The sequence below is a fragment of the Corynebacterium spheniscorum genome (assembly GCF_900113445.1).
Taxonomy (GTDB): Bacteria; Actinomycetota; Actinomycetes; order Mycobacteriales; family Mycobacteriaceae; genus Corynebacterium; species Corynebacterium spheniscorum.
In genome coordinates this window covers 224,178-244,906 of sequence record NZ_FOPJ01000001.1, presented here as the reverse complement: position 1 = coordinate 244,906, position 20,729 = coordinate 224,178, and the positions used below count along the sequence as shown (strand labels likewise).

16 protein-coding genes and 1 pseudogene are annotated in these 20,729 nt (G+C 58.1%); 12 read left to right on the top strand and 5 right to left on the bottom strand.

Annotated elements, in window-relative coordinates; all coding sequences use genetic code 11:
* Positions 1-21 precede the first annotated feature (21 nt).
* Entirely contained in the window at positions 22-480 is a 459-nt protein-coding gene (locus tag BMZ01_RS01115) for a PH domain-containing protein (RefSeq protein WP_092283538.1), read from the bottom strand.
* Between the two features lie 35 nt (positions 481-515).
* Positions 516-1,346: a biotin--[acetyl-CoA-carboxylase] ligase gene (locus tag BMZ01_RS01110; RefSeq protein WP_092283536.1), complete on the bottom strand. Its 831-nt coding sequence runs from the start codon at positions 1,344-1,346 to the stop codon at positions 516-518.
* A 156-nt stretch (positions 1,347-1,502) separates the two neighbouring features.
* On the opposite strand from BMZ01_RS01110, the gene BMZ01_RS01105 reads away from it, so the two are divergent.
* The 6 genes and pseudogenes from BMZ01_RS01105 to BMZ01_RS01080 all read left to right on the top strand — a co-directional run.
* Positions 1,503-3,194 (top strand): acyl-CoA carboxylase subunit beta, encoded by a 1,692-nt coding sequence (locus tag BMZ01_RS01105; RefSeq protein WP_092283534.1) that lies wholly within the window; start codon positions 1,503-1,505, stop codon positions 3,192-3,194.
* A 216-nt stretch (positions 3,195-3,410) separates the two neighbouring features.
* The gene (locus BMZ01_RS01100) at positions 3,411-3,611 is read left to right on the top strand and encodes an acyl-CoA carboxylase epsilon subunit (protein WP_092283532.1); all 201 of its coding nucleotides are present in this window, start codon (positions 3,411-3,413) and stop codon (positions 3,609-3,611) included.
* A gap of 393 nt (positions 3,612-4,004) precedes the next feature.
* A complete protein-coding gene (locus BMZ01_RS01095) occupies positions 4,005-5,543 on the top strand; it encodes an acyl-CoA carboxylase subunit beta (RefSeq protein WP_092283758.1) in 1,539 nt (512 codons plus the stop codon).
* 21 nt (positions 5,544-5,564) lie between these two features.
* Positions 5,565-5,861, top strand: coding sequence for an acyl-CoA carboxylase subunit epsilon (locus BMZ01_RS01090; protein WP_092283530.1), 297 nt, complete (start codon positions 5,565-5,567; stop codon positions 5,859-5,861).
* Positions 5,861-6,463 (top strand): nucleoside triphosphate pyrophosphatase, encoded by a 603-nt coding sequence (locus BMZ01_RS01085; RefSeq protein ID WP_092283528.1) that lies wholly within the window; start codon positions 5,861-5,863, stop codon positions 6,461-6,463. Before BMZ01_RS01090 ends, BMZ01_RS01085 begins: the two co-directional genes overlap by 1 nt.
* A gap of 42 nt (positions 6,464-6,505) precedes the next feature.
* Positions 6,506-6,907 (top strand): annotated as a pseudogene (locus BMZ01_RS01080) (DUF3151 domain-containing protein); the annotation flags it as partial.
* A gap of 295 nt (positions 6,908-7,202) precedes the next feature.
* Here BMZ01_RS01080 and BMZ01_RS01075 read toward each other — a convergent pair.
* A complete protein-coding gene (locus tag BMZ01_RS01075) occupies positions 7,203-8,261 on the bottom strand; it encodes a Cj0069 family protein (RefSeq protein ID WP_092283524.1) in 1,059 nt (352 codons plus the stop codon).
* 393 nt (positions 8,262-8,654) lie between these two features.
* Between BMZ01_RS01075 and BMZ01_RS01070 the strand changes: the two genes are divergently transcribed.
* The 6 genes from BMZ01_RS01070 to BMZ01_RS01045 all read left to right on the top strand — a co-directional run bounded on the left by BMZ01_RS01070 (position 8,655) and on the right by BMZ01_RS01045 (position 15,856).
* Positions 8,655-9,521 carry a sulfurtransferase gene (locus BMZ01_RS01070; protein WP_092283522.1) on the top strand — a complete coding sequence of 289 codons (867 nt, stop codon included), beginning with the start codon at positions 8,655-8,657 and terminating at the stop codon, positions 9,519-9,521.
* Positions 9,522-9,661: 140 nt separating this feature from the next.
* Positions 9,662-11,461 (top strand): acetyl-CoA carboxylase biotin carboxylase subunit, encoded by a 1,800-nt coding sequence (locus tag BMZ01_RS01065; protein WP_092283520.1) that lies wholly within the window; start codon positions 9,662-9,664, stop codon positions 11,459-11,461.
* A gap of 309 nt (positions 11,462-11,770) precedes the next feature.
* Positions 11,771-12,955: an ABC transporter ATP-binding protein gene (locus tag BMZ01_RS01060; protein WP_244887549.1), complete on the top strand. Its 1,185-nt coding sequence runs from the start codon at positions 11,771-11,773 to the stop codon at positions 12,953-12,955.
* Positions 12,952-14,103 (top strand): polyamine ABC transporter substrate-binding protein, encoded by a 1,152-nt coding sequence (locus BMZ01_RS01055; protein ID WP_092283516.1) that lies wholly within the window; start codon positions 12,952-12,954, stop codon positions 14,101-14,103. The genes BMZ01_RS01060 and BMZ01_RS01055 overlap by 4 nt, the downstream gene beginning before the upstream one ends.
* On the top strand, positions 14,100-15,029 hold the full coding sequence (locus BMZ01_RS01050) for an ABC transporter permease (protein ID WP_092283514.1): 930 nt from the start codon (positions 14,100-14,102) through the stop codon (positions 15,027-15,029). Before BMZ01_RS01055 ends, BMZ01_RS01050 begins: the two co-directional genes overlap by 4 nt.
* Positions 15,026-15,856: an ABC transporter permease gene (locus BMZ01_RS01045; RefSeq protein ID WP_092283512.1), complete on the top strand. Its 831-nt coding sequence runs from the start codon at positions 15,026-15,028 to the stop codon at positions 15,854-15,856. The genes BMZ01_RS01050 and BMZ01_RS01045 overlap by 4 nt, the downstream gene beginning before the upstream one ends.
* Positions 15,857-15,918: 62 nt before the next feature.
* Here the strand turns inward: BMZ01_RS01045 and BMZ01_RS01040 are convergent, their stop codons facing one another.
* Entirely contained in the window at positions 15,919-19,326 is a 3,408-nt protein-coding gene (locus BMZ01_RS01040; RefSeq protein ID WP_218140924.1) for a pyruvate carboxylase, read from the bottom strand.
* A 242-nt stretch (positions 19,327-19,568) separates the two neighbouring features.
* A complete protein-coding gene (locus tag BMZ01_RS01035) occupies positions 19,569-20,717 on the bottom strand; it encodes a bifunctional 2-methylcitrate synthase/citrate synthase (RefSeq protein ID WP_092283508.1) in 1,149 nt (382 codons plus the stop codon).
* Positions 20,718-20,729: the final 12 nt, after the last annotated feature.

The following is a 20,729-nucleotide window of genomic DNA, read 5'->3' as shown; positions in this document are numbered from 1 at the left end:
TAGGTACCCCCTCATGCCCCCTTAGGGAGTACCGACCCCGGTTAGTGAGCTGATTCTTTCGCATACTGCTTTGGCTTTGGGCACCCGATAAAAGGCTAGGGGTTGGGGCCGGTTGATGATCCAAATATAGACAGTGGACCGCTTGCGACGCACCGCGCTGATCCATTCCAGCGGGATGGATTCCATGCGGGTGCCTAGCTTGCCGCCGCGGGTAATAATGCGGTGATCTGTGACCCGGAAAATCTCGCGACGGTTGTGGATATAGGGCAGCAGAAAACGCCACGCAACCAGCACTAACCAGAGAATGAGCACCAGTGTGCGATGCAGCTCTGGGCTGCCTTGTTGGAATAGCCAGCCAAGGGCTATCCAACACAGGCCGGTCCATAGCACGAGCTCCATCGCGGGGTATAGCAATCGGCTGAGAGGCGCGCTGAGATCCACCTGCAGGCTTTCACCGGTTTCGAGTTTGGGCGGTGCCATGGTGCGCGGGGTTCCCCTCCTTGTGGGTGCTGGGTCTAGCTTGAAGTGTAATTGCCACCATCGGCTGGGCGAAGATGCTCAACATCGCCAGCAGATAGCGAGTGCTCCTGCCCAGCGTGATCGCGGACCAGGAGGTGCCCGGCATCACCGATGCCGCTGACAGTGCCAAAAAGTTCGCGACCGCGCGGGAGGCTGACTTTTACATCAGCGCCGATGCTGCGGCAGACCCGCCGATAATCAGCCATGAGTGCTTCGGGGTTTTCTTGCCATTGGGTGATGCGGTGATGCAGCGCGCGCAGCACAGTGATGGCGAGTTCTTCACGCGGCGTGCTGATGCCGGCGAGACGAAGAGAGATGGCGTGCGCAACGGGAAGTTCTTCTTCGGTTAAGGAGACATTGATGCCGATGCCAAGCACCACGGTGGGGTTGGTATCGAGGTGGTTAGCTTCGGCCAAGATACCGCAGAGTTTTCTTCCTTGAAGGAGCACGTCATTGGGCCATTTCAGGGAGGTTCCGGGGATGACATCGGTGATTGCTACCCCGGCGGCAAGTGGCAGCATCCCAACGCGCTCTAAGTCTCGCAATCTCAGCAATAAGGAGAATGCGAGTTGGCTACCTTCGGGAGCCTCCCAACGCCGTCCCAATCTCCCGCGACCTGCAGTTTGGATCTCGGAAAGCAGCAAGCTACCGGAAGGAGTGCTCTCATCGGCGGCTAAAAGCTCAGCATTCGTAGAACCCACCTCTGATTTGTGGAGGATGCGGGGATAGAGTTCGCCTAGTGCGCTGCGAAGGTGTTCGATGTTAAGCGGCGAGCGATCGGTGGCGGGCGTGGAGTGGGTGTGGGCGGTGGTGGAATTCTGCTTCACAGACGCACATAGTACGCATGACCTAGGTTCAGGCGGTATGTTTTTCGGGAACTCTCAGCTAATTGATATCTGTTTAGCTGGGAAAACAATCATTCGCCGAAAATTTTTGGTGTTTTGTTGTGGAAACTAACGCCTCCGTAGTCTACGCTGCCAAACATGACCTTTTCCTCACCTTTGACGGAATCTCCCGTAGATTCCACCTCCGCAGCCCCGGAAAACGCCTCGGTAGACGCTCCGAAGAGTGCGTCTGAAGCCGCGCCTGATTACAGCACCGCAGGTCGGATTGCTGACCTTAAAGCCCGGCGCGCCGAAGCCCTTGCCCCCATGGGGGAGCAAGCTTTTGCGAAGGTGCGTGATGCGAATCGCCTGACCGCGCGCGAGCGCTTGGCGTATTTGCTTGATGAGGGATCCTTTGTGGAGACCGATCAATTAGCGCGTCACCGCACCACCGCTTTTGGGATGGATGCACGCCGACCTGCCACGGATGGCATTGTGACGGGTTGGGGCACCATTGATGGCCGCGAGGTCTGCATCTTTTCCCAGGATGGCACCGTTTTTGGTGGTGCTTTAGGTGAAGTTTATGGCGAAAAGATGCTCAAGATTATGGAGCTGGCTGTGACCACCGGACGCCCGCTGATTGGTCTTTATGAAGGTGCGGGTGCGCGCATCCAAGACGGCGCGGTATCGCTGGATATGATCGCGCGGACTTTTTGGCACAACGTGAATAACTCCGGTGTGGTGCCACAGATTTCCGTGATTATGGGCGCTTGCGCGGGCGGTAATGCTTATTCGCCGGCGCTGACCGACTTTGTGGTGATGGTGGATAAGACCTCCAAGATGTTCGTGACCGGACCGGATGTGATTAAGACCGTGACCGGTGAGGAGATCACGCAGGAGGAATTAGGTGGCGCCTCAACCCATATGGCGACCGCTGGTACCACGCACTACACCGCAGTAAGCGATGCTGAGGCACTGGACTGGGTGCATGACCTGCTGACTTTCTTGCCCTCTAATAACCGTTCTTATGCGCCGCGGGCGGATTGCATTCCGGAAGAGGGTGCGATCGAGGACAATATCTCCGAGACAGACCTGACGCTGGACAGCATTATTCCGGACTCCCCCACCATCCCTTATGATGTGCGCGATGTGATTGAAGCACTCACCGATGATGGTGAGTACCTGGAGATCCAGGCGGATCGCGCGGAGAACGTGGTGATTGCCTTTGGCCATATGGAAGGCGAATCGGTGGGGTTTGTAGCCAACCAACCCACACAATTTGCTGGGTGTTTGGATATTGACTCCTCGGAGAAGGCGGCACGCTTTGTGCGCACCTGCGATGCCTTTAATATCCCGATTGTGATGCTGGTAGATGTACCAGGCTTCTTGCCGGGCGCTGGCCAGGAATATGAAGGTATCCTGCGGCGCGGGGCGAAGCTGCTTTATGCCTATGCCGAGGCGACCGTACCGAAGATCACCGTGACCATGCGCAAGGCCTATGGTGGTGCGTACTGCGTGATGGGTTCGAAGGGCCTGGGCGCGGATATGAACCTGGCCTGGCCGACCGCGCAGATTGCGGTGATGGGCGCTAAGGGTGCGGTGGGATTCATCCACCGTAAGGAATTGGCTGCTGCATCGAAGGAAGGCTTGGATGTGGAGGCACTGGCCGCAGAGTTTGAGCGCGCCTATGAAGACACCATGTTGAATCCTTATTTGGCGGCCGAGCGCGGCCTGATTGATGCGGTGATCCTGCCTTCGGAGACCCGCGGTCATATTATTCGCAACTTGCGCCTGTACCGGGAGAAGAAGGTTCATCGCCCGGCGCGGAAGCACGGCAATATTCCGCTTTAGACGGGGTGTGGGGTTGGTGGCTTTGTGACTAGTGGCTTGGTGTGGGCCTGTGGTGGGCCTGTGGCTGGCGGCTTGCTGAGGCCTCTGCCTTCGTGTCCAGCCCCACCGAGGCTCCATCTAGGGGCCGTGACACCCCCATATATAAATCCAATAGGTACGACCGTCTAGGTCGTGTATGTTTGTAGACCTACGAAAGCTCATGGAGGAGCACTCACTATGGCACCGATGTTTAAAGTTGTTAGCGGTAATCCGGCCCCCGAAGAATTGGTTGCGCTCGCGTTGCTGCTGAGCAGCGAAGGTCAGCACGAAACTTCGGATGGCAACGCTGGAGCTGCTGGCGCGGGCCGTACCCGTCCGGACGAGCATTTCATCGGGTTGAACCACAGCCCCGCTATCCCGCACGTCACCTTCAGCTAGACCTTCCGTCAGCAGACGGGCCCCGGAGGCGAGATGCTGAAGCCCTGTTTATGGGGGTGTCAAGCGGCTCGGCATCTCTGAGGGTCCCGCGCGGCCAGGAGCCTATGCGCGACCAGGGGGCGGTGTGCGGTCAGGGGCGGTGTGCGGTCAGGGGGCGGTGTGCGGCTAGGGCCCTATGCGTGGTTGGGGGCATTGTTGCGCTGGCGTTTGCGCCGATAATGCCCGCGGGCCGTTCGGCTTCATCGCTCCCCTATTCCTTCACTTCTTCTTAAGCTCTGCGCTGCGCGCCCATGGATGCGTATACGGCAGCCCCTCCGCCTGCTTCTCATGAGCACGAAGGCTCGTCGGGCAGTTTTTCGCTTCCCACCGCGCCACGCCCTATCATTAACCCCTATGACAGATCTCTCCACAACCGCCGGGAAACTCGCCGATCTGCGCGCACGTCTAAGTGAAACGGAAGCGCCGCTTGGTGAGGAAACCCAAAGCCAACGTCACTCCGAAGGGTTGATGACGGCACGCGAACGTATCGGAGAGCTGCTCGACGAAGGTTCCTTCGTCGAGATTGATGCTTTAGCCCGCCATCGCGCTACCGACTACGGTATGGACGCCACCCGCCCGGTAACCGATGGTGTCATCACCGGTTATGGCACTATCCAGGGCCGCAAGGTCTGTGTTTACTCCCAAGACGCCACCATTTTTGCTGGTGCATTGGGTGAGGTTTATGGCGAAAAGATGGTCAAGCTCATTGAGCTGGCTACCCGCACTGGCGTGCCGCTGATTGGTTTTAGCGAAGGCGCCGGCGCCCGTGTTGCCGAAGGGCTTCTACCCCTGGGCATGTTTGCTCGGATTAGCCGTCTGCTCACCCAAGCTTCCGGCATCATTCCTCATATCTGCGTCCTCAGCGGTGAAGCTAGCGGTGCACATGTCATCGCCCCAGCTCTCGCTGATGTACTGGTGATGTTGGAAGGCAGCAGTGCGCTGCAGCTCACCCCGAATGATGTGGTGGCCTCGGTGACTGGCATCGAAGAAGCCAGTGTTGAGCTCGCCGGTGGTTCTGTGCATGCCCACAAGTCTGGGTTGTGCCACCGAGTGGTCAGCGATGATCATGCGGCGATCCGCTTTGTCCACACTCTCTTTGGCTACCTGCCGCAGAATAACCGTGCTGAAGCTCCGCGCACCGATGCGGAGATTATGCAGGGCGCCATTAATGCGAATATCACCCCGCGCGATCGCGAGCTGGATGAGGTTATTCCGGACTCAATCAACCAGCCTTTTAATGTGATGCAGCTGATCGACCGCCTGGTGGATAATGCTGAATTCCTGGAGATCCAGGACAGCTACGCACCCAACGTTATTTGCGGTTTTGCTCGGGTGGAAGGCCGTGCAGTCGGAATTCTTGCCAATCAGCCAGAGCAATTGGCTGGTTGCCTCGATTCCAAGGCATGTCGGAAAGCAGCGCGGTTCATTCGCACCTGCGATACCTTCAACCTGCCGATCATTGAAATCGTTGATGTTCCGGGATTCCTGCCCGCCAAGGAAGAGGAACAATCCGGCGTGCAAGCGCGCGCAGCGGCATTGGCCTACGCCTATGCTGAGGCCAGCGTCGGGAAGATCACGGTGATTGTGCGCCGCGCAATGGGTGCAGCCTATACCGTGATGGGCGCTAAGGACCTGGGCGCTGACCTGGTGTTTGCCTGGCCAACCGCAGAGATCGCAGCAGCTGATGCCACCATCGCCAGCACGGTGCTGAATACCTCCGAGGAGGATTACAGCGAGAAGCACCTCAACCCCTATCGTGCGGCAGAGTTAGGCATGGTGGATGCGGTGATTCCTCCGGCAGAAACTCGTGGTCATATTATTGAGGGGTTGCGTCTATTGGATCGCAAGACCATGACCCCACCCGCCCGCAAACACGGCAACATGCCGCTCTAGTGATAGCCACACCCTAACGCCATGACTGACTCCCCCACTCCGGACCGCGCCTCGCAGGAGAACTATGCGCAGAGCACCTCTGCGTCAGAAGGCTCTACCTCGAATACCTCGGCACCGAACTTCAAGGTGGTCAAGGGCAACCCCAGTGCCACTGAGATCGCCGCAATCCAGCTTGCCCTGGATACCCTGCAGGCAGAAGCTAAGCAGCGTTACAAGGCCACTGAGCGCAACCAATGGGGTGGAGTAGATGAGATGCTCAACCAGATTGCGCGCCAGGTCTTTAACCCCAACGCTTACTCGACCAGTACCTATCACTAATGGCAGCTAACACTCCTCCGCAGATTGTGCTGGCTTCGGCCAGCCCTTCGCGGCGCATGGTCCTCAATTCAGCGGGCATTGAGCCTCTCATCCGCCCAGCAGATATTGATGAAGATACCGTGCGGGACCATCTTGGGGCTGCCAGTCCACAAGAAGTTGTTGAAGCCTTAGCGAAAGCCAAAGCCGAAGCTATAAATGCTGAGGCTGAAGAGATCGTCATCGGCTGCGATTCCATGCTCCTGCTCAACGGGGAATTGCAGGGCAAACCACATACCGTGGAAGAAACTATTCGACGCTGGGAAGCTCAACGCGGCCAGGTTGCCGAATTGATTACCGGGCACTGCGTGCGTAGTCCTGCTGGCACGGTCAGTGGGACAACGTCGACAAAGATTTATTTTGCTGAGGTCAGCGATGCGGATATCCGCGCCTATGCCGAAAGCGGAGAGCCCTGGGAATGCGCAGGTGCTTTCACTTTGGAAGCTTTAGGTGGTTGGTTTATCGACCGCATTGAGGGCGATCCCTCTTCGGTGATCGGAATTTCCCTACCGTTTATCCGCCGAGTGCTCTATGACTTGGGGTATTCGGTTTCAAAATTTTGGTGATTTCGCTGAAGAAATGTGGCCTGCGCCCTATGCTGGGGACGCATGAAGATCAATGACATGATGGCGCCATCACCGGTTCGACTCCCGGCAGCCGATCTGCCCGATAAGATCACCGCTGATACGGCCCTGAAGTTCCCGGCCGAACCCGCTGTGTGGGCTACCTTGGCGGAAGAACATCTTGCCAGCCAGGACAATTCTTCGGAGCATCTGGCACAGACCTATGCCCTCGCCCGCACCGGGTACCACCGCGGTTTGGATCGGTTGCGCGGTAATGGTTGGAAGGGTTGGGGTCCCGTTCCGTGGTCCCATGAACCTAATCGCGGGGTGCTGCGTGCGATCGCTGTGCTGGCCCGTGCAGCCCAAGCAATTGGCGAGACCGAGGAATACGATCGTTGCCGTCAGATGCTTTCTGATGCGGATCCAGAGTGCGTGGCAACTCTCTTAGATAAACCGGCTGCCCGCTACCCCGAGGATTCCCCGGCGATTAGCGATACTCCTTCAGCGGCAGACCCCGGGCTGGAATAAAAATCTCCCCTTCGGGCACCTGATGTGGTGCGTAAAGGGGAGAACATTTAGTTGCGGGGAAGGAGTTGATCCTCCTCCGCAGCCAGCAAGCCGCTGAGCGGCACCTCTCATGAGGCTGAGCGTCTTGGGAAGGTGCGGCGAACTAGGAGAGCTGAGGCAACTACTTTAAGCTGCCGCAGCTCTTTGCTTAGTGCGCGGCTGTAAGCGTGCTTGCTTAAGCGTGCTTCGCTTCCACGCGGGAGATAGCTTCCTTGGCGACCTGCTCCTGGATACCCATATCCAGTTCGGAGGTGAAGCCCACGCAAGAGCAGTTGATCTCGCCCAGCACGTAGGTGTCTTTTCCATCCGGGCCATCGTCCAGCATGAAGTCAGCGGTCCAGATCAGCGGGATGTTGTCGCCACCGAGTTTCTCGGCGATGATCGGGCGGGCCTCAGCGAACTGGTCGATCAGGTCTTGCCACGCCTCGGGCTTGTCGTAGGTGTACTTAGCACCGGAGAACAAGGTTGCGGAGAAGTTATCGCCGCCGGCTGCCGGCTTCTTATGCACCACGAAGACGGGGTGCGGGCCAACCAGCAGAATTCGGATTTCACCTTCGACGATGCGCGGCATGAAGCGCATATCTACGAGCATGCCGTTGTCACCGATGATGTACTGGTCGCAGAAGTCCATGAACTCGCCGAGTTCGCGGACTTCGGTGTGGTTATCCACAGCTTCGGTGCACTTGAGTTTGGTGTCGAGGGGCAATTCGGTGCCCGGCTCAACATTCTTGGCAACCTCGGGGTCCTGGATTTGGACGCGCCAGATGCCCGAGCCGGTGGAACCACGGTTCTGCTTCAGCACGCGCTCACCATAAGAGATGGAGCTGGGGAAGGTCTTGTGGAAGGTCTCTACGTCGTAGTAGGCGTAGGTATCATCCGGAACAAGATCCGTGTCAGCAAGCTTGACCAGTGCGTCTTTGGCGCCATAGGCCATCATCTCGGTGGGGGTGGACATACCCACGAGGCCGGCTTCAGAAAGACGGTTGAGGAGCTCAAAGTAGCCCTTTTCGCCGCCGGGGATGTTGCCGGGGTTAACGCGCGAAATATAAGCGTCAAAATTCTCGGACACATAGGTGAAGAGGTCGTCGCTCCATTCCGGACGGTAGAAAACAACCTCGGAGTTCCAGCCGGCGTCCTGGATGGATTTCACGATCGGCATGGTGTCCCGACGGTGACCATCGATGAACTTGTCGGAGCCGCCTTCAACCTCGAAGACTACGATTCCTTTGTGCACGTTTTTCGCCTTTCCGCGATACTTTTGTGGGTGCCTGTTTAGGTCTTACTCATATGCTTTACGTGGGTGCTGGGGTTTAGAATTCAAACCTTTCACTCAGAAGCTAATGCCTCGGAGGTCGGTGGCCGAGGAACCCGAGGTTGAATAACCTTGGACCCGCGGACCGATGCGCTCGGAAGCCATTAACTGCAAAGCTTGTGGCTACAACACCTTCGCTCATGCATATTTCTTAAGGATATGCGAGCATTTGAGGCCCGCGCCGCTAAACGGGGCCCAGCGTTAGCAATCCCACAAATATTGTTACGAGTGAACATATAGACCCTTTTCCGCGTTAGAGTGAAGCGAAGCATTTACTCGCAACATCCCTTAAGTCTGTGAAAGGCAAAGCTAAAGTTGGCAGCCCCGCTTGATCCCCTCCCCCATTTCCAGGACTACGCACACCCCGAAGCATTAGTCTCTGCAGCCTGGCTATCCGCACGTCTAGGAACCCCGGGCCTCAAGGTGGTGGAAGCTGACGAGGACCGTCTGCTCTACGATATCGGCCATATCCCCACTGCAGTACGCATCGATTGGCACCATGACCTGGCAGATCCGCTAACCCGTGACTTCATCGACGGGCAAGCCTTCGCTGAACTGATGCACGAGAAGGGTATCTCCAAAGACGACACCGTGGTGATCTACGGAGATCGCTCTAACTGGTGGGCCGCTTATACCTTCTGGGTCTTCAAACTCTTCGGCCATGAAGACGTACGACTGCTCGATGGCGGTCGCGACGCCTGGATGTCGGAAGAGCGCGACACCTCCTTCCTCGTACCGGACCCCACCCCCGGTAACTACCCCACCGCGGTGCGCCAGGAAAAGAATCTTCGGATCCGAGTTTCGGAAGTTCGTGCCGAACTAGACGACACGCCGATTGTTGATGCGCGATCTGAAGAAGAATTTGTTGGCCACGCTTTGGAAGGCATGGAATGCCCAGCCACCCAACGTGGTGGCCACATCCCGGGTGCCATGAACTATCCATGGTCGGAAGCAGTTGACCCCAGCGGCCGCTTCCTGCGTCGTGAAGCGCTAGAACAGCACTATGCCCACCTTGACCCAGCTGAGCGCACAATTGTTTATTGCGGCTTGGGTGATCGATCGGCTCACACCTGGTTCGTGTTGACCTATTTGCTTGGGTTCCGGGAGGTCTTAAACTACGACGGATCCTGGGCCGAATGGGGCAATATGATTGGCATGCCCATCGCTACGGGATCTGAGTAATTCTGACCAAAGCTCAACTGCGACTAGCCTGGGAGTGTTGGGTCGCGTGACACACGCGTTGGTTTTGTATGCAAGAATAGTTTTTTGTTCATAACAAAACTCGCCCACGCTCCGCACCTACGTACAGGAGGCTCACCCTAGTGTCTGCAGCAGCCGCCACACCCACAAACACTGGCACCCCGCGCACCAAGATCACCAAGGTACTGATCGCCAACCGCGGCGAAATTGCCGTCCGCATTATCCGTGCTGCTCGCGACGCCGGCATCGCCAGCGTCGCGGTGTACGCCGAGCCTGACGCCAAGGCCCCCTTCGTCGCCATGGCCGATGAGGCTTTTGCGCTCGGCGGAAACACTTCCGCGGAGTCCTACCTCGACGTGGAGAAGATTATTGGCGCCGCCACTAAGGCCGGCGCCAATGCTATTCACCCGGGCTACGGCTTCCTCTCCGAGAACGCTGACTTCGCTCGAACAGTCATCGACGCTGGCCTGATCTGGATCGGCCCAAGCCCGGACTCCATCGCCGCACTAGGCGATAAGGTTCTTGCCCGGCACATTGCCGAGAAGGCCAACGCCCCGATGGCCCCAGGCACCAAAGACCCGGTTGCTTCTTCCGAAGAGGTCGTCAATTTCGCGAAGGAACATGGCCTACCGATCGCCATTAAAGCTTCCTTCGGTGGTGGCGGCCGCGGCATGAAAGTCGCCCACACCTTGGAAGAGGTCGCTGACCTCTATGACTCCGCCACTCGGGAGGCTAAGACCGCTTTTGGTCGCCCGGAGTGCTTCGTCGAGCGTTACCTCGACAAGGCACGCCACGTAGAGGTACAGGTACTTGCTGACCAACACGGCAATGTCGTAGCGATGGGCACCCGCGATTGCTCTTTGCAGCGCCGCTTCCAAAAGCTTGTTGAAGAAGCTCCCGCACCCTTCCTCACAGATGACCAGCGTGAGCGGCTCCATGAGTCAGCGAAAGCAATTTGCCGTGAAGCTAACTACTACGGCGCGGGCACCGTAGAGTTCTTGGTCGGCGCGGATGGCCTGATTTCCTTCTTGGAAGTCAATACCCGCCTCCAGGTGGAACACCCGGTCACCGAAATGACCACAGGCGTGGACCTAGTCCGGGAGCAATTCCGCATTGCCGAAGGCGAGGAATTGCACCTTAAGGAAGACCCCACTCCCCGCGGTCACGCCATTGAATTCCGCATTAATGGCGAAGATGCTGGCGCTAACTTCATGCCTGCCCCAGGAACCATTACGGCTTATCGAGAGCCGGCGGGCCCCGGTGTGCGTGTTGATTCCGGTGTCACGGAGGGCTCCGTCATCGGCGGTCAGTTCGACTCCATGCTGGCGAAGCTCATCGTCTATGGAGAAACCCGCGAAGAGGCCCTACAGCGGGCTGCCCGAGCTTTGGATGAGTTCCACATCGAAGGCATGCCCACGGTCATCCCCTTCCACCGCCACATTGTGGACAATAAGGCCTTCATTGGCGATGGCGAGAAATTCGATATCTACACCAAGTGGATCGAAGAAGAGTGGGATAACCCGCTGAAGCCCTGGAGCGATCCGGTGGCTGACCCGGAGGAAGAAGAATCCGCACCTTCTAAGAAGGTTGTTGTCGAGGTCGACGGTCGTCGCGTTGAGATCGCGTTGCCGGCTTTCTTCGGCTTCGGTTCCGCACCCAAGCGTAAGCCCAAGAAGCGTCGCTCCGGTGGCGCTAAGGGCGCAACCTCTGGCGATGCAGTGGTTGCACCCATGCAAGGCACTGTCATCAAGGTGAATGTCGAAGAAGGCGCCGAGGTTGCCGAAGGCGATACCGTTGCTGTACTCGAAGCCATGAAGATGGAAAACCCAGTCAAGGCCCACAAGGCCGGCAAGGTCACTGGGCTTGCCGTTAAGGAAGGCGAAGGCATCACCAAGGGTGCCACGCTCATGGAAATTAAGTAGCGCCCACTTAGCTTTCAGCCCCCTGCCACCCTGTGTCAGGGGGCTGAAGCGTGCCTCAAGCAGGACGCTCCCCAGGGGCTAGGTGGCGCGCTCACTACTGCTCCGTAACTATCAAGGTTCGGTACAGCACTGCGCAGGGAACACCCCACCAACACACCCATTGGTTCCCCACTGAGTCGATCCAGCCTTTCTTCGTCCATACACCGACAAATTCCCACCCTGACCTCGGTCTTTGCTTGCGTCGCAGCCTAAAAGGTAATTTTCGCTGCGGGAAAACTCTCAACCATCAACCTTGTCAGGGGAGGAAGTGTGCATGTCTTTGGTCGTCAACAAGTTGTGGAACAACCTCAGCAAACCAGCCCAACGATCGAAGGCGGTGCGCTGACCTTCAAGAATGTTCGCAAGGTTTTCGCTGAGCATGAAGCCTTACGCAGCTTCAACCTAGAAGTCCACGCAGGAGAATTCCTCTCCCTGCTGGGCCCATCTGGCTGCGGTAAAACCACTCTCCTGCGGATGATCGCCGGGTTCGAGGAACCCACCGAAGGGCAAATCTTGCTCGACGGTAAAGATCTCACGACACTACCAGCGCACCGTCGCCCGGTGAATACGGTCTTCCAGTCCTATGCCCTATTCCCGCACATGAGTGTCGCCGATAATGTCGCCTATGGGCTAAAGCGCGGGAATGTGAAGCTCCACCGCTCAGAGATCACTCGCCGTGTATCCGAGGCCTTGGAAATGGTGCGCATGGATACCCACGCGCGCCGTCGCCCACAGGAGCTATCGGGAGGCCAACAACAGCGTGTCGCCCTAGCCCGCGCCTTGGTAAACCGCCCTCGCGTATTGCTCCTCGATGAGCCCATGAGCGCTTTGGACCGCAAGCTGCGCGAAAACATGCAGCTAGAACTCATCCGCCTACACACCGACCTGGGCCTCACCTTCATCTTTGTTACCCACGACCAAGAAGAAGCGCTGGCTATGAGCAACCGCATCGTGGTGCTCAATAATGGGGTCGTCCAGCAGGTCGGAGAGTCCGAGGAGATCTACTCCTGCCCGGCCAACACCTTTGTTGCCGGGTTTATCGGGAAGCAGAATTTCGTTCCCGCGGTGGTCGAAACCCTCGGAAATCCCGCAACTGGGCAACCAACGGTCTTACGTGCCGCCCGCGAGTTCGTCGAAGTACACAGCACGCGACCAGTGCACAGCACGCGGCCATTGCAGGTGGGAGAAGAAGTCCTGGCCACCATCCGTCCAGAACTCATGAGGGTTCGCCCCGGCTCCTGCCCAGATATGTCTACCAATGAGATCACCGGTGTGGTGGTGGGCGAGTCTTTCTTAGGCGATGTGGTCCAATACCTCGTCCGGCTTCATGATGGCCACGAAGTCATCGCGCGAGTAAGTACCGTCGAAGCCCCGGAGGTCAGTGAAGGCGACACAGTCACGGTGTCCTGGTCCCAGCGCGCCGCCCAGGTATTCCCCAAAGAGGCGCAGCCATGATCCGCATTCTCGCTGATAAAACACTCAGCCGCCGCGAATTCCTCACACTCAGCACCCTCACTTCCCTCGGTCTCGCGGGAGGCCTGAGCGCCTGTAGCTCTGCTACTGAGAGCACGTCGAAGCATTCCCGCATGGCGCCTGAGAATCATCCTGATGGCGAGATGGAGTCCTCGCTGAATCTCTATTCCTGGGGTGACTATGACGATCCGGACTATATCCGCGAGTGGGCCAAGACCAATTCCTGCGTGGTCCAAGTCGATGCCTATGGCTCCAATGAGGAACTCATCGCCAAATTAGGAGCCACCCGCGGAACTTCCGGCTATGACCTGGTGGTCCCCTCCGGGCTGATGATCCCTCAGATGGTGGAACATAATCTGCTTCAGCCTCTAGACCACAACTTGTTGCCGAATTTCAATAACCTGGACCAGCGCTTCCAGGGATTGTCTTTCGACCCCGGCAATAAGTGGAGTGTCACCAAATGCTGGGGCACTAGCGGCTATGTCTATGATCGCTACGCCCTACCCGGCGAATACCACACCTGGACTGATTTCCTGGAGCTCGCCAAGGGACCCTGCTCCGGCAAGGTCGCTTTGCTCGAGGACGCCTGGGAGGTCTGCGCCATCGCCTTGGGCTCCATGGGCGCTGACCTCAACACCCGCGACCCACAGGAGTTAGCTGCCTGCCGCCGCATCCTCATTGAGGAATTAGCCCCGCATGTAAAGGCCTACTATGGCAATGCTTCCACCGCGGTGATCCAGGGCAGTTTCCAACTCATGATGGCATTTAATGGCGATGCCCGCCAAGGAATCATGGCCTCCCACGACCCCGATCGTTGGGCTTTTGTCTTCCCCACTCCAACAGCCAATCTGTGGATCGACAATTGGTGCATCGCCCGCGGCGCCCCACACCCGGATGCCGCCCATGCCTTCATCAATGATGTCCTCGCCCCGGAAGCCTCCGCCCAAGAAGCTGACTACATGGGCTATGCCACCGGTGTCGCCGGCATTAACTCCGCTGATTTCGAGTACCCCGATCTCATCTTCCCCAAACCCGAGATCCTCGATCGCCTCACCGAAGGCGTCAATGACCCCACCATGCAAGATCGCGTGGATATGTTCCTCGAAGCTAAGACAAGGAGCGGAGTATGAGCACCAACTCCAGCCGCAGCTACCCACAGCTCATGGCCCGCCTCATGGGAACCGGCGCGCTTGCCTTCCCTACGTGGGCGTACACCCTTTTCTTCTTCCTCATCCCCGTGGCGATGGTCTTCTACTACAGCTTCGGCTACAAACCTGATCTCTTTAACCCCGTCGCCACTGATTCCCTCAGCTTCGATCGCTACCAGGAAGCTCTCTCCATCCCGGTGGTCAACGCCCTGATCAACACCTTGGAGATTTCTATCTCCGGAACCCTCGCCTGCCTACTCATTGCACTGCCCTTCGCGTATTGGCTGGCCACCAAGGTTTCCCCGCGGCGCCGCAACCTGCTCTTAGCGCTGGTGATGGTGCCTTTTTGGACTAACTTCTTGGTCCGCACCTTGGGCTGGCAAATTATGCTCGCCCCGGAGGGTTTCCTTTCGGATCTTCTGCTGCACCTACATGTCCTCGAGCAGCCTTTGGGGATTCTTTATAGCCGCGCAGCGGTGCAGCTCGGTGTTATTTATAACTATTTGCCGCTGATGATTTTGCCGCTCTATGTGGCCTTGGAATCAACAGGTTCTCAGCTTCGGGAAGCTTCCCGAGATCTGGGGGCGGGGCGGGTGCGCACCTTCATGGATGTCACTCTTCCGCTGGCTATGCCCGGCGTTATCTCCGGTTGCCTCCTGGTGTTCATTCCCCTCAATGGTGACTATGTCACGGCCAGTGTCTTAGGCGGTGCCCGCGGAACAATGGTCGGGCAGCTCATTGCCCAACAATTCACCACCGCCCAGAACTGGGCTTTGGGTTCAGCTTTAGCTGTGATCCTTATTCTCACCACCGTCTTGGTGGTGTTGCTAGGTGCCGTGTTATTAAAGCTTGCTAGCTGGCTTTATCATCGCTTCAGCGATATTCACTTGGAGGTGTCCGCCTCATGAAATCCTCACTTAGTGATTGGCTTCTGCGTCTCTGGAGCCTGGTGGTGTTTATCTTCCTTTTCGCCCCGATTGCGGTCATCGTGGTGTATTCCTTCAACTCTGGTCGCGTCTTGGCGCATTGGGAGGGCTTCGGGTTTCAGGCCTATATCCAGGCCAGTAATAACACCATCATCAAGCATTCGGTCGTTGTGTCTCTGGAAGTCGCCTTATGTTCCGCGCTGCTGAGTACCTTCTTGGGTACTCTCGGCGGGATCGCGTTGGCGCTTCGCCAACGCGGTTGGGCGATGGCGCTGAGCACCCTTCTAGCTCTCACCATGATCACCCCAGAGATCGTGGACGGCATCGCTTTCCTGCCGTGGTTCGTCACCTTGGGCGTGGATGTCGGTATCACTCCTTTGAATAAGGGTCTGCTGCGTTTAACTTTGGCGCACACCATGTTTTCTTTGGCGGTGGTCACCTTCATTGTGCGGGCCCGCATGGCTGGGGTGGATCGGCGTTTGAATGAGGCTGCCGCTGACTTGGGTGCGCACCCTTGGCAAGTCTTCCGGGATATCACGCTGCCGATCGCGGCTCCTGGAATTGTGGCTGGGGCGCTCATGGCTTTTACTTTGAGCTTGGATAATACGATTCTTTCCAGCTTCGTCCAGCAGCCTGGCTATACCCCCTGGCCGGTCTATATTTTTGCGGCGGTGAAGGTCGCACTGCGCTCCGAGATAGCGGCAATGTCCACGGTGATGTTGATCCTCACCCTCATCGCGATTGCTTTGGTGGGCTTCGTGCTGCGCCGCGCTGGCACCTCCATGATCGATACGTTGACCAAGCATTAATTCGGGTTAATTAGCACAGAAGGGGCCTTGCTTAAATGCAAGGCCCCTTCTTTTGTGAGCGTTTAGCTGATCACGACGATCAGGTCGCCGCCTTCAACCTTGGTCGGTACGACGAACGCCTGGCGTTCAATCTTGCCGTCCTTGGTGGCGGTGATGGTGGCTTCCATCTTCATTGCTTCAATAACTGCAACGGGGTCACCAGCTTTAACTTCTTCACCGGGCTCAGCGGTGATATTCACAACGCCGGAGAAGGGCGCTGCGACGTGGCCATCATTATTCGGATCAGCTTTCTCCGCGGAAGCGAAGGTGGATTCCACGGAGTGGTCGCGGACCTTCATCGGACGGATCTGGCCGTTGACGTTCAGGACAACGCGGCGCATCCCCTTGTCATCCGGTTCACCAACAGCATCCAAACGAACCACCATGGGGGTTTCATTGTTGCCGAAGCGGACCACGTACTCTTCGCCTTCCTTCAGGCCATAGAAGAACACGCTATCGGCCAGGTGCGAGGTGTCGCCGAAGATCCGGAGGTGCTCAGCGAATTCCTCAGCCTGCTTCGGGAAGAGCAGGCGATCCAGGGCCTTGCGGCGCTCCTTGTGGTCCTCAGACTCCAACTTCTCAGCTTCTTCCGCCGGAACTTCCACCAGCGCATGGTTGGATTCCTTACGACCAGCCAGAGCCTTCTCGCGCAGCAGCGGCCAGCCACCGGGAGGAGTACCCAGTTCACCGCGGAGGAAGGAGATCACCGAATCCGGGATGTCATACTTCTGCGGATCATTAGCGAAGTCCTCAGGGCTCACACCGGCACCAACCAGGTGCAGCGCCAGGTCGCCAACCACCTTGGAGCTGGGGGTCACCTTGGTCGGGCGGCCCAGCATTTCGTTAACCGCTGCGTAGTAATCTTCGATGAGTTCAAAGCGATCTGCTAACCCGAGAGCGGCGGCTTGGGTACGCAGGTTCGACAACTGTCCACCCGGGATCTCGTGACGGTACACACGGCCCGTGGGCCCGGGTACGCCAGATTCAAAGGGCGCGTACATTTGACGCACTGCTTCCCAATAAGGCTCAAGGTCACCCACAGCCTGCAGCGACAGGCCAGTGTCGCGTTCCGTGTTAGCGAAGGCCGCAACAATAGCCGAGAGCGAAGGTTGGCTGGTGGTGCCGGCTAGCGGTGCAGAGGCACCATCAACCGCATCAGCACCAGCTTCGGCAGCCGCCAGGTAGGTAGCCAATTGGCCGCCAGCGGTGTCGTGGGTGTGGACGTGGACCGGCAGGTCAAATTCCTTGCGCAGCGCGCTGACCAGCTTGGCAGCAGCAGCCGGACGCAGCAGACCAGCCATATCCTTAATCGCCAGGATATGAGCACCGGTGCCCACGATTTCCTCAGCGAGCTTGAGGTAGTAGTCCAGGGTGTAGAGATCTTCCTTCGGATCCAGCAGGTTGCCGGAGTAGGCCATCGCCACCTCAGCGACCGTGGTGTTGGTTTCCAGCACCGCGTCAATCGCGGGGCGCATCTGCTCGACATCATTTAAGGCATCGAAGATGCGGAAGATATCAATACCGGAATCCGCAGCTTCTTGCACGAATGCGCGGGTCACCGTCTCCGGGTAAGGGGTGTAGCCCACCGTGTTGCGACCACGCAGCAGCATCTGAATGTTCACATTCGGCATGGCGTCGCGCAGGTAGTCCAAACGCTCCCAGGGATCCTCATGGAGGAAGCGCATAGCTACGTCATAGGTGGCGCCGCCCCAGGCCTCAACGGAGAAGAGCTCCGGGGTGAGTCGACCAACGTGGCGAGCAGCCGCGTAGAGAGCAGAGGTACGCACGCGGGTAGCCAGCAGCGACTGGTGAGCATCACGGAAGGTGGTGTCCGTAACTGCGAGGGCCTTTTGTTTACGCAGTTCCTCAGCGAACTTCTTCGGGCCGAGTTCCAACAGCTTATCGCGCGAACCCTTGGGCAGCGGATCATCGCAAAGTGCGGGGAGTTTATCAACGGGGCGCAGATCGGTGGGGCGCTCACCATTGGGCTTATTCACCGTCACATCGGCGATGTAGTTCAGCAGGCGGCCGGGTTCATCATCGGCACCCGGTGCGGCCAGCAACCAGGGGTGGTTGTCGATGAAGGCGGTGGAGATGCGGTTATGGATGAAGTCATCCTCGCGCAGCAGGGCCCGCAGGAAACCGATATTGGTGGCCACACCAGAGACCGTGAATTCCGCTAGCGCACGCTGCGCGCGGGTCACGGCACCTTCGAAGGTCGAGCCACGGCAGGTCATCTTGACCAGCATGGAGTCGAAATTCGGGGAGATTTCACCACCGAGGGTGGCAGCACCATCAAGGCGCACACCAGCGCCGCCCGGCGAACGGTAAGCGGTGATGGTACCGGTATCGGGGCGGAACCCATTTGAGGGATCTTCGGTGGTGATGCGGCACTGCAGCGCAGCACCGAAGCATTCGATGGCGTCCTGGGTAAGACCCAGTTCCTTCAAGGTGGCGCCAGCGGCAATACGCAGCTGAGACTTCACCAGGTCAACCGAGGTGACTTCTTCGGTGACGGTGTGTTCCACCTGGATACGGGGGTTCATCTCGATGAAGACGTGGTTGCCAGCTTCATCAACGAGGAACTCCACGGTGCCAGCACCCTGGTAGCCGATGGAGCGGCAGAACTTCACAGCATCATTACAAATGGTCTCGCGCAGTTCCGGATCCAAATGCTGAGCCGGTGCGATTTCCACAACCTTCTGGTGGCGACGCTGCAGGGAGCAATCACGCTCATAGAGGTGGATGACATCGCCGGTGGCATCACCGAGGATCTGCACCTCAATGTGCTGCGGGTTAATCACGGCACGTTCGATGTAGACATGACCATCACCGAAGGCGGCGGCTGCTTCGCGGGAAGCTTCGGCAGCCAGTTGGCGAACGTCTTCGGGCTTCTCGACGAAACGCATGCCGCGTCCGCCACCACCAGCGACTGCCTTCACGAAGATCGGGAAGGTGAATTCCTTGGATATCTCGGCGAGTTCATCCGGATCATCCGAGGGCTTCGAGTCACCCAGGGTGGGCAGGCCGGCAGCCTTAGCTGCTTCAACCGCGCGGGATTTATCGCCGGTTAGCTCAAGGGTTTCGGGGGTGGGGCCAATGAAAGTGATCCCGGCTTCCGCGCAACGGCGGGCCAGTTCAGCGTTCTCAGAAAGAAAGCCATACCCCGGGTAGATCGCGTCCGCGCCCGACTTTTGGGCTGCCCGGATGATCTCATCGATATCCAGGTAAGCCTTAACCGGGGATCCTTCGGTACCGATGCGCACAGCTTCGGATGCGAAAGAGCGGTGGAACGAGGAGCGGTCCTCTTTGGGGTACACGGCAACGGTCGCGGCGCCGGTTTCATATGCAGCACGGAAAGCCCGTACTGCGATTTCGCCGCGGTTCGCTACTAATACCTTCCGGAAGGCGGGCAGGGACGTAGATTCCACGATGGGTGGGTCCTTTCGGTACGTCGGGAGTCAGCGCGAGAAAAGCTCGCCCGATACCCTCCAATCCTACCCCGCGACCTAAGCGCGAAATGATCTTTGGAATGGGATATCGTGCGAGCTAAACCCTATTTCGGGGGTGAGTTATGACTCACTTCCCTGAAGTTGACCTAGTTCGGGAAATCTGCAGGTCAGATCTTATTCCCGAGGGGCCAAATGACGACCCATCGGGAGGTGGAGGCTGCTTAGTCGATGGACTTTGCGGGTACGGAACGCTCGTCATGACCGTTGTAAGCGGACAGCGGGCGGATGAGAGAGTTGTTCTCGTTCTGCTCGATGATGTGAGCGGTCCAACCGGTGATGCGGGACATCACGAAGATCGGGGTGAAGAACTGAACTTCGAAGCCCAGCAGGTGGTAAGCGGGGCCGGAGGGGAAGTCCAGGTTCGGCATGATCTTGATGGAGGTGTTCTCGTACATGGTCTTGGCCATGATCTCGTACATCTCCACCCACTTCTGACCATCGTGGGCTTCAGCCAGCTCACGGAAAGCAGCTTCCATGGTGGGAACGCGGGAGTCACCCTTCTTGTAGACGCGGTGACCGAAGCCCATGACGAGCTCCTTGTTAGCCAGCTTGTCGAGGATGTACTTCTCAGCGTTCTCCGGCTCACCAGCTTCGATCATCTGGTGCATAACAGCTTCGTTAGCGCCACCGTGGAGGGGGCCCTTCAGAGCGCCGATAGCACCGCAGACTGCGGAGTAGGTGTCGGACATGGTGGAGGTGATCACGCGAGCGGTGAAGGTGGAGGCGTTGAAGGAGTGCTCAGCGTAGAGGATGAGCGACTTGTCGAAGGCCTCGATGTCAGCGCGGTTGTGGATCGGGGAATCTTCGCCGTCTCCGAACACCATGTAGAGGAAGTTCTCGGAGAAGCCCATCTTGGTGGAGGGCTCCTTGTAGCCTTCACCGCGACGACGGCGGATGTCCAGGGCCACGATGGTGGGCAGCTTGGCCATCAGCTCGAGCGAGGTGCGACGGATGTGGTCGGAGTCCTTGGTGTAGGCCTCCGGGTCCTGGGCGCCGATGTAGGAAACGGCGCTGCGAAGGACGTCCATTGGGTGGCAGCTCAGCGGCATGGACTGAACGAGGTCGATCAGACCACGGTCGATGTGGCGGAGAGCCTTCTCACGGACGGAGAAACGGCGGAGTTCATCGCTGGTCGGCAGTTCGCCGTTCCAAAGGAGGTAGGCAACTTCTTCGAAGCTGCAATAGCGGGCAAGCTCCTGGACCGGGTAGCCCCGATAGGTCAGGGAGTTGGACTCCGGCATGACCTTGGAAACACCGGTGTAGTCAGCAACGACACCAGCCAGACCCTTGTAAATCTTCTGCTCAGACATAGGCTTAACTCA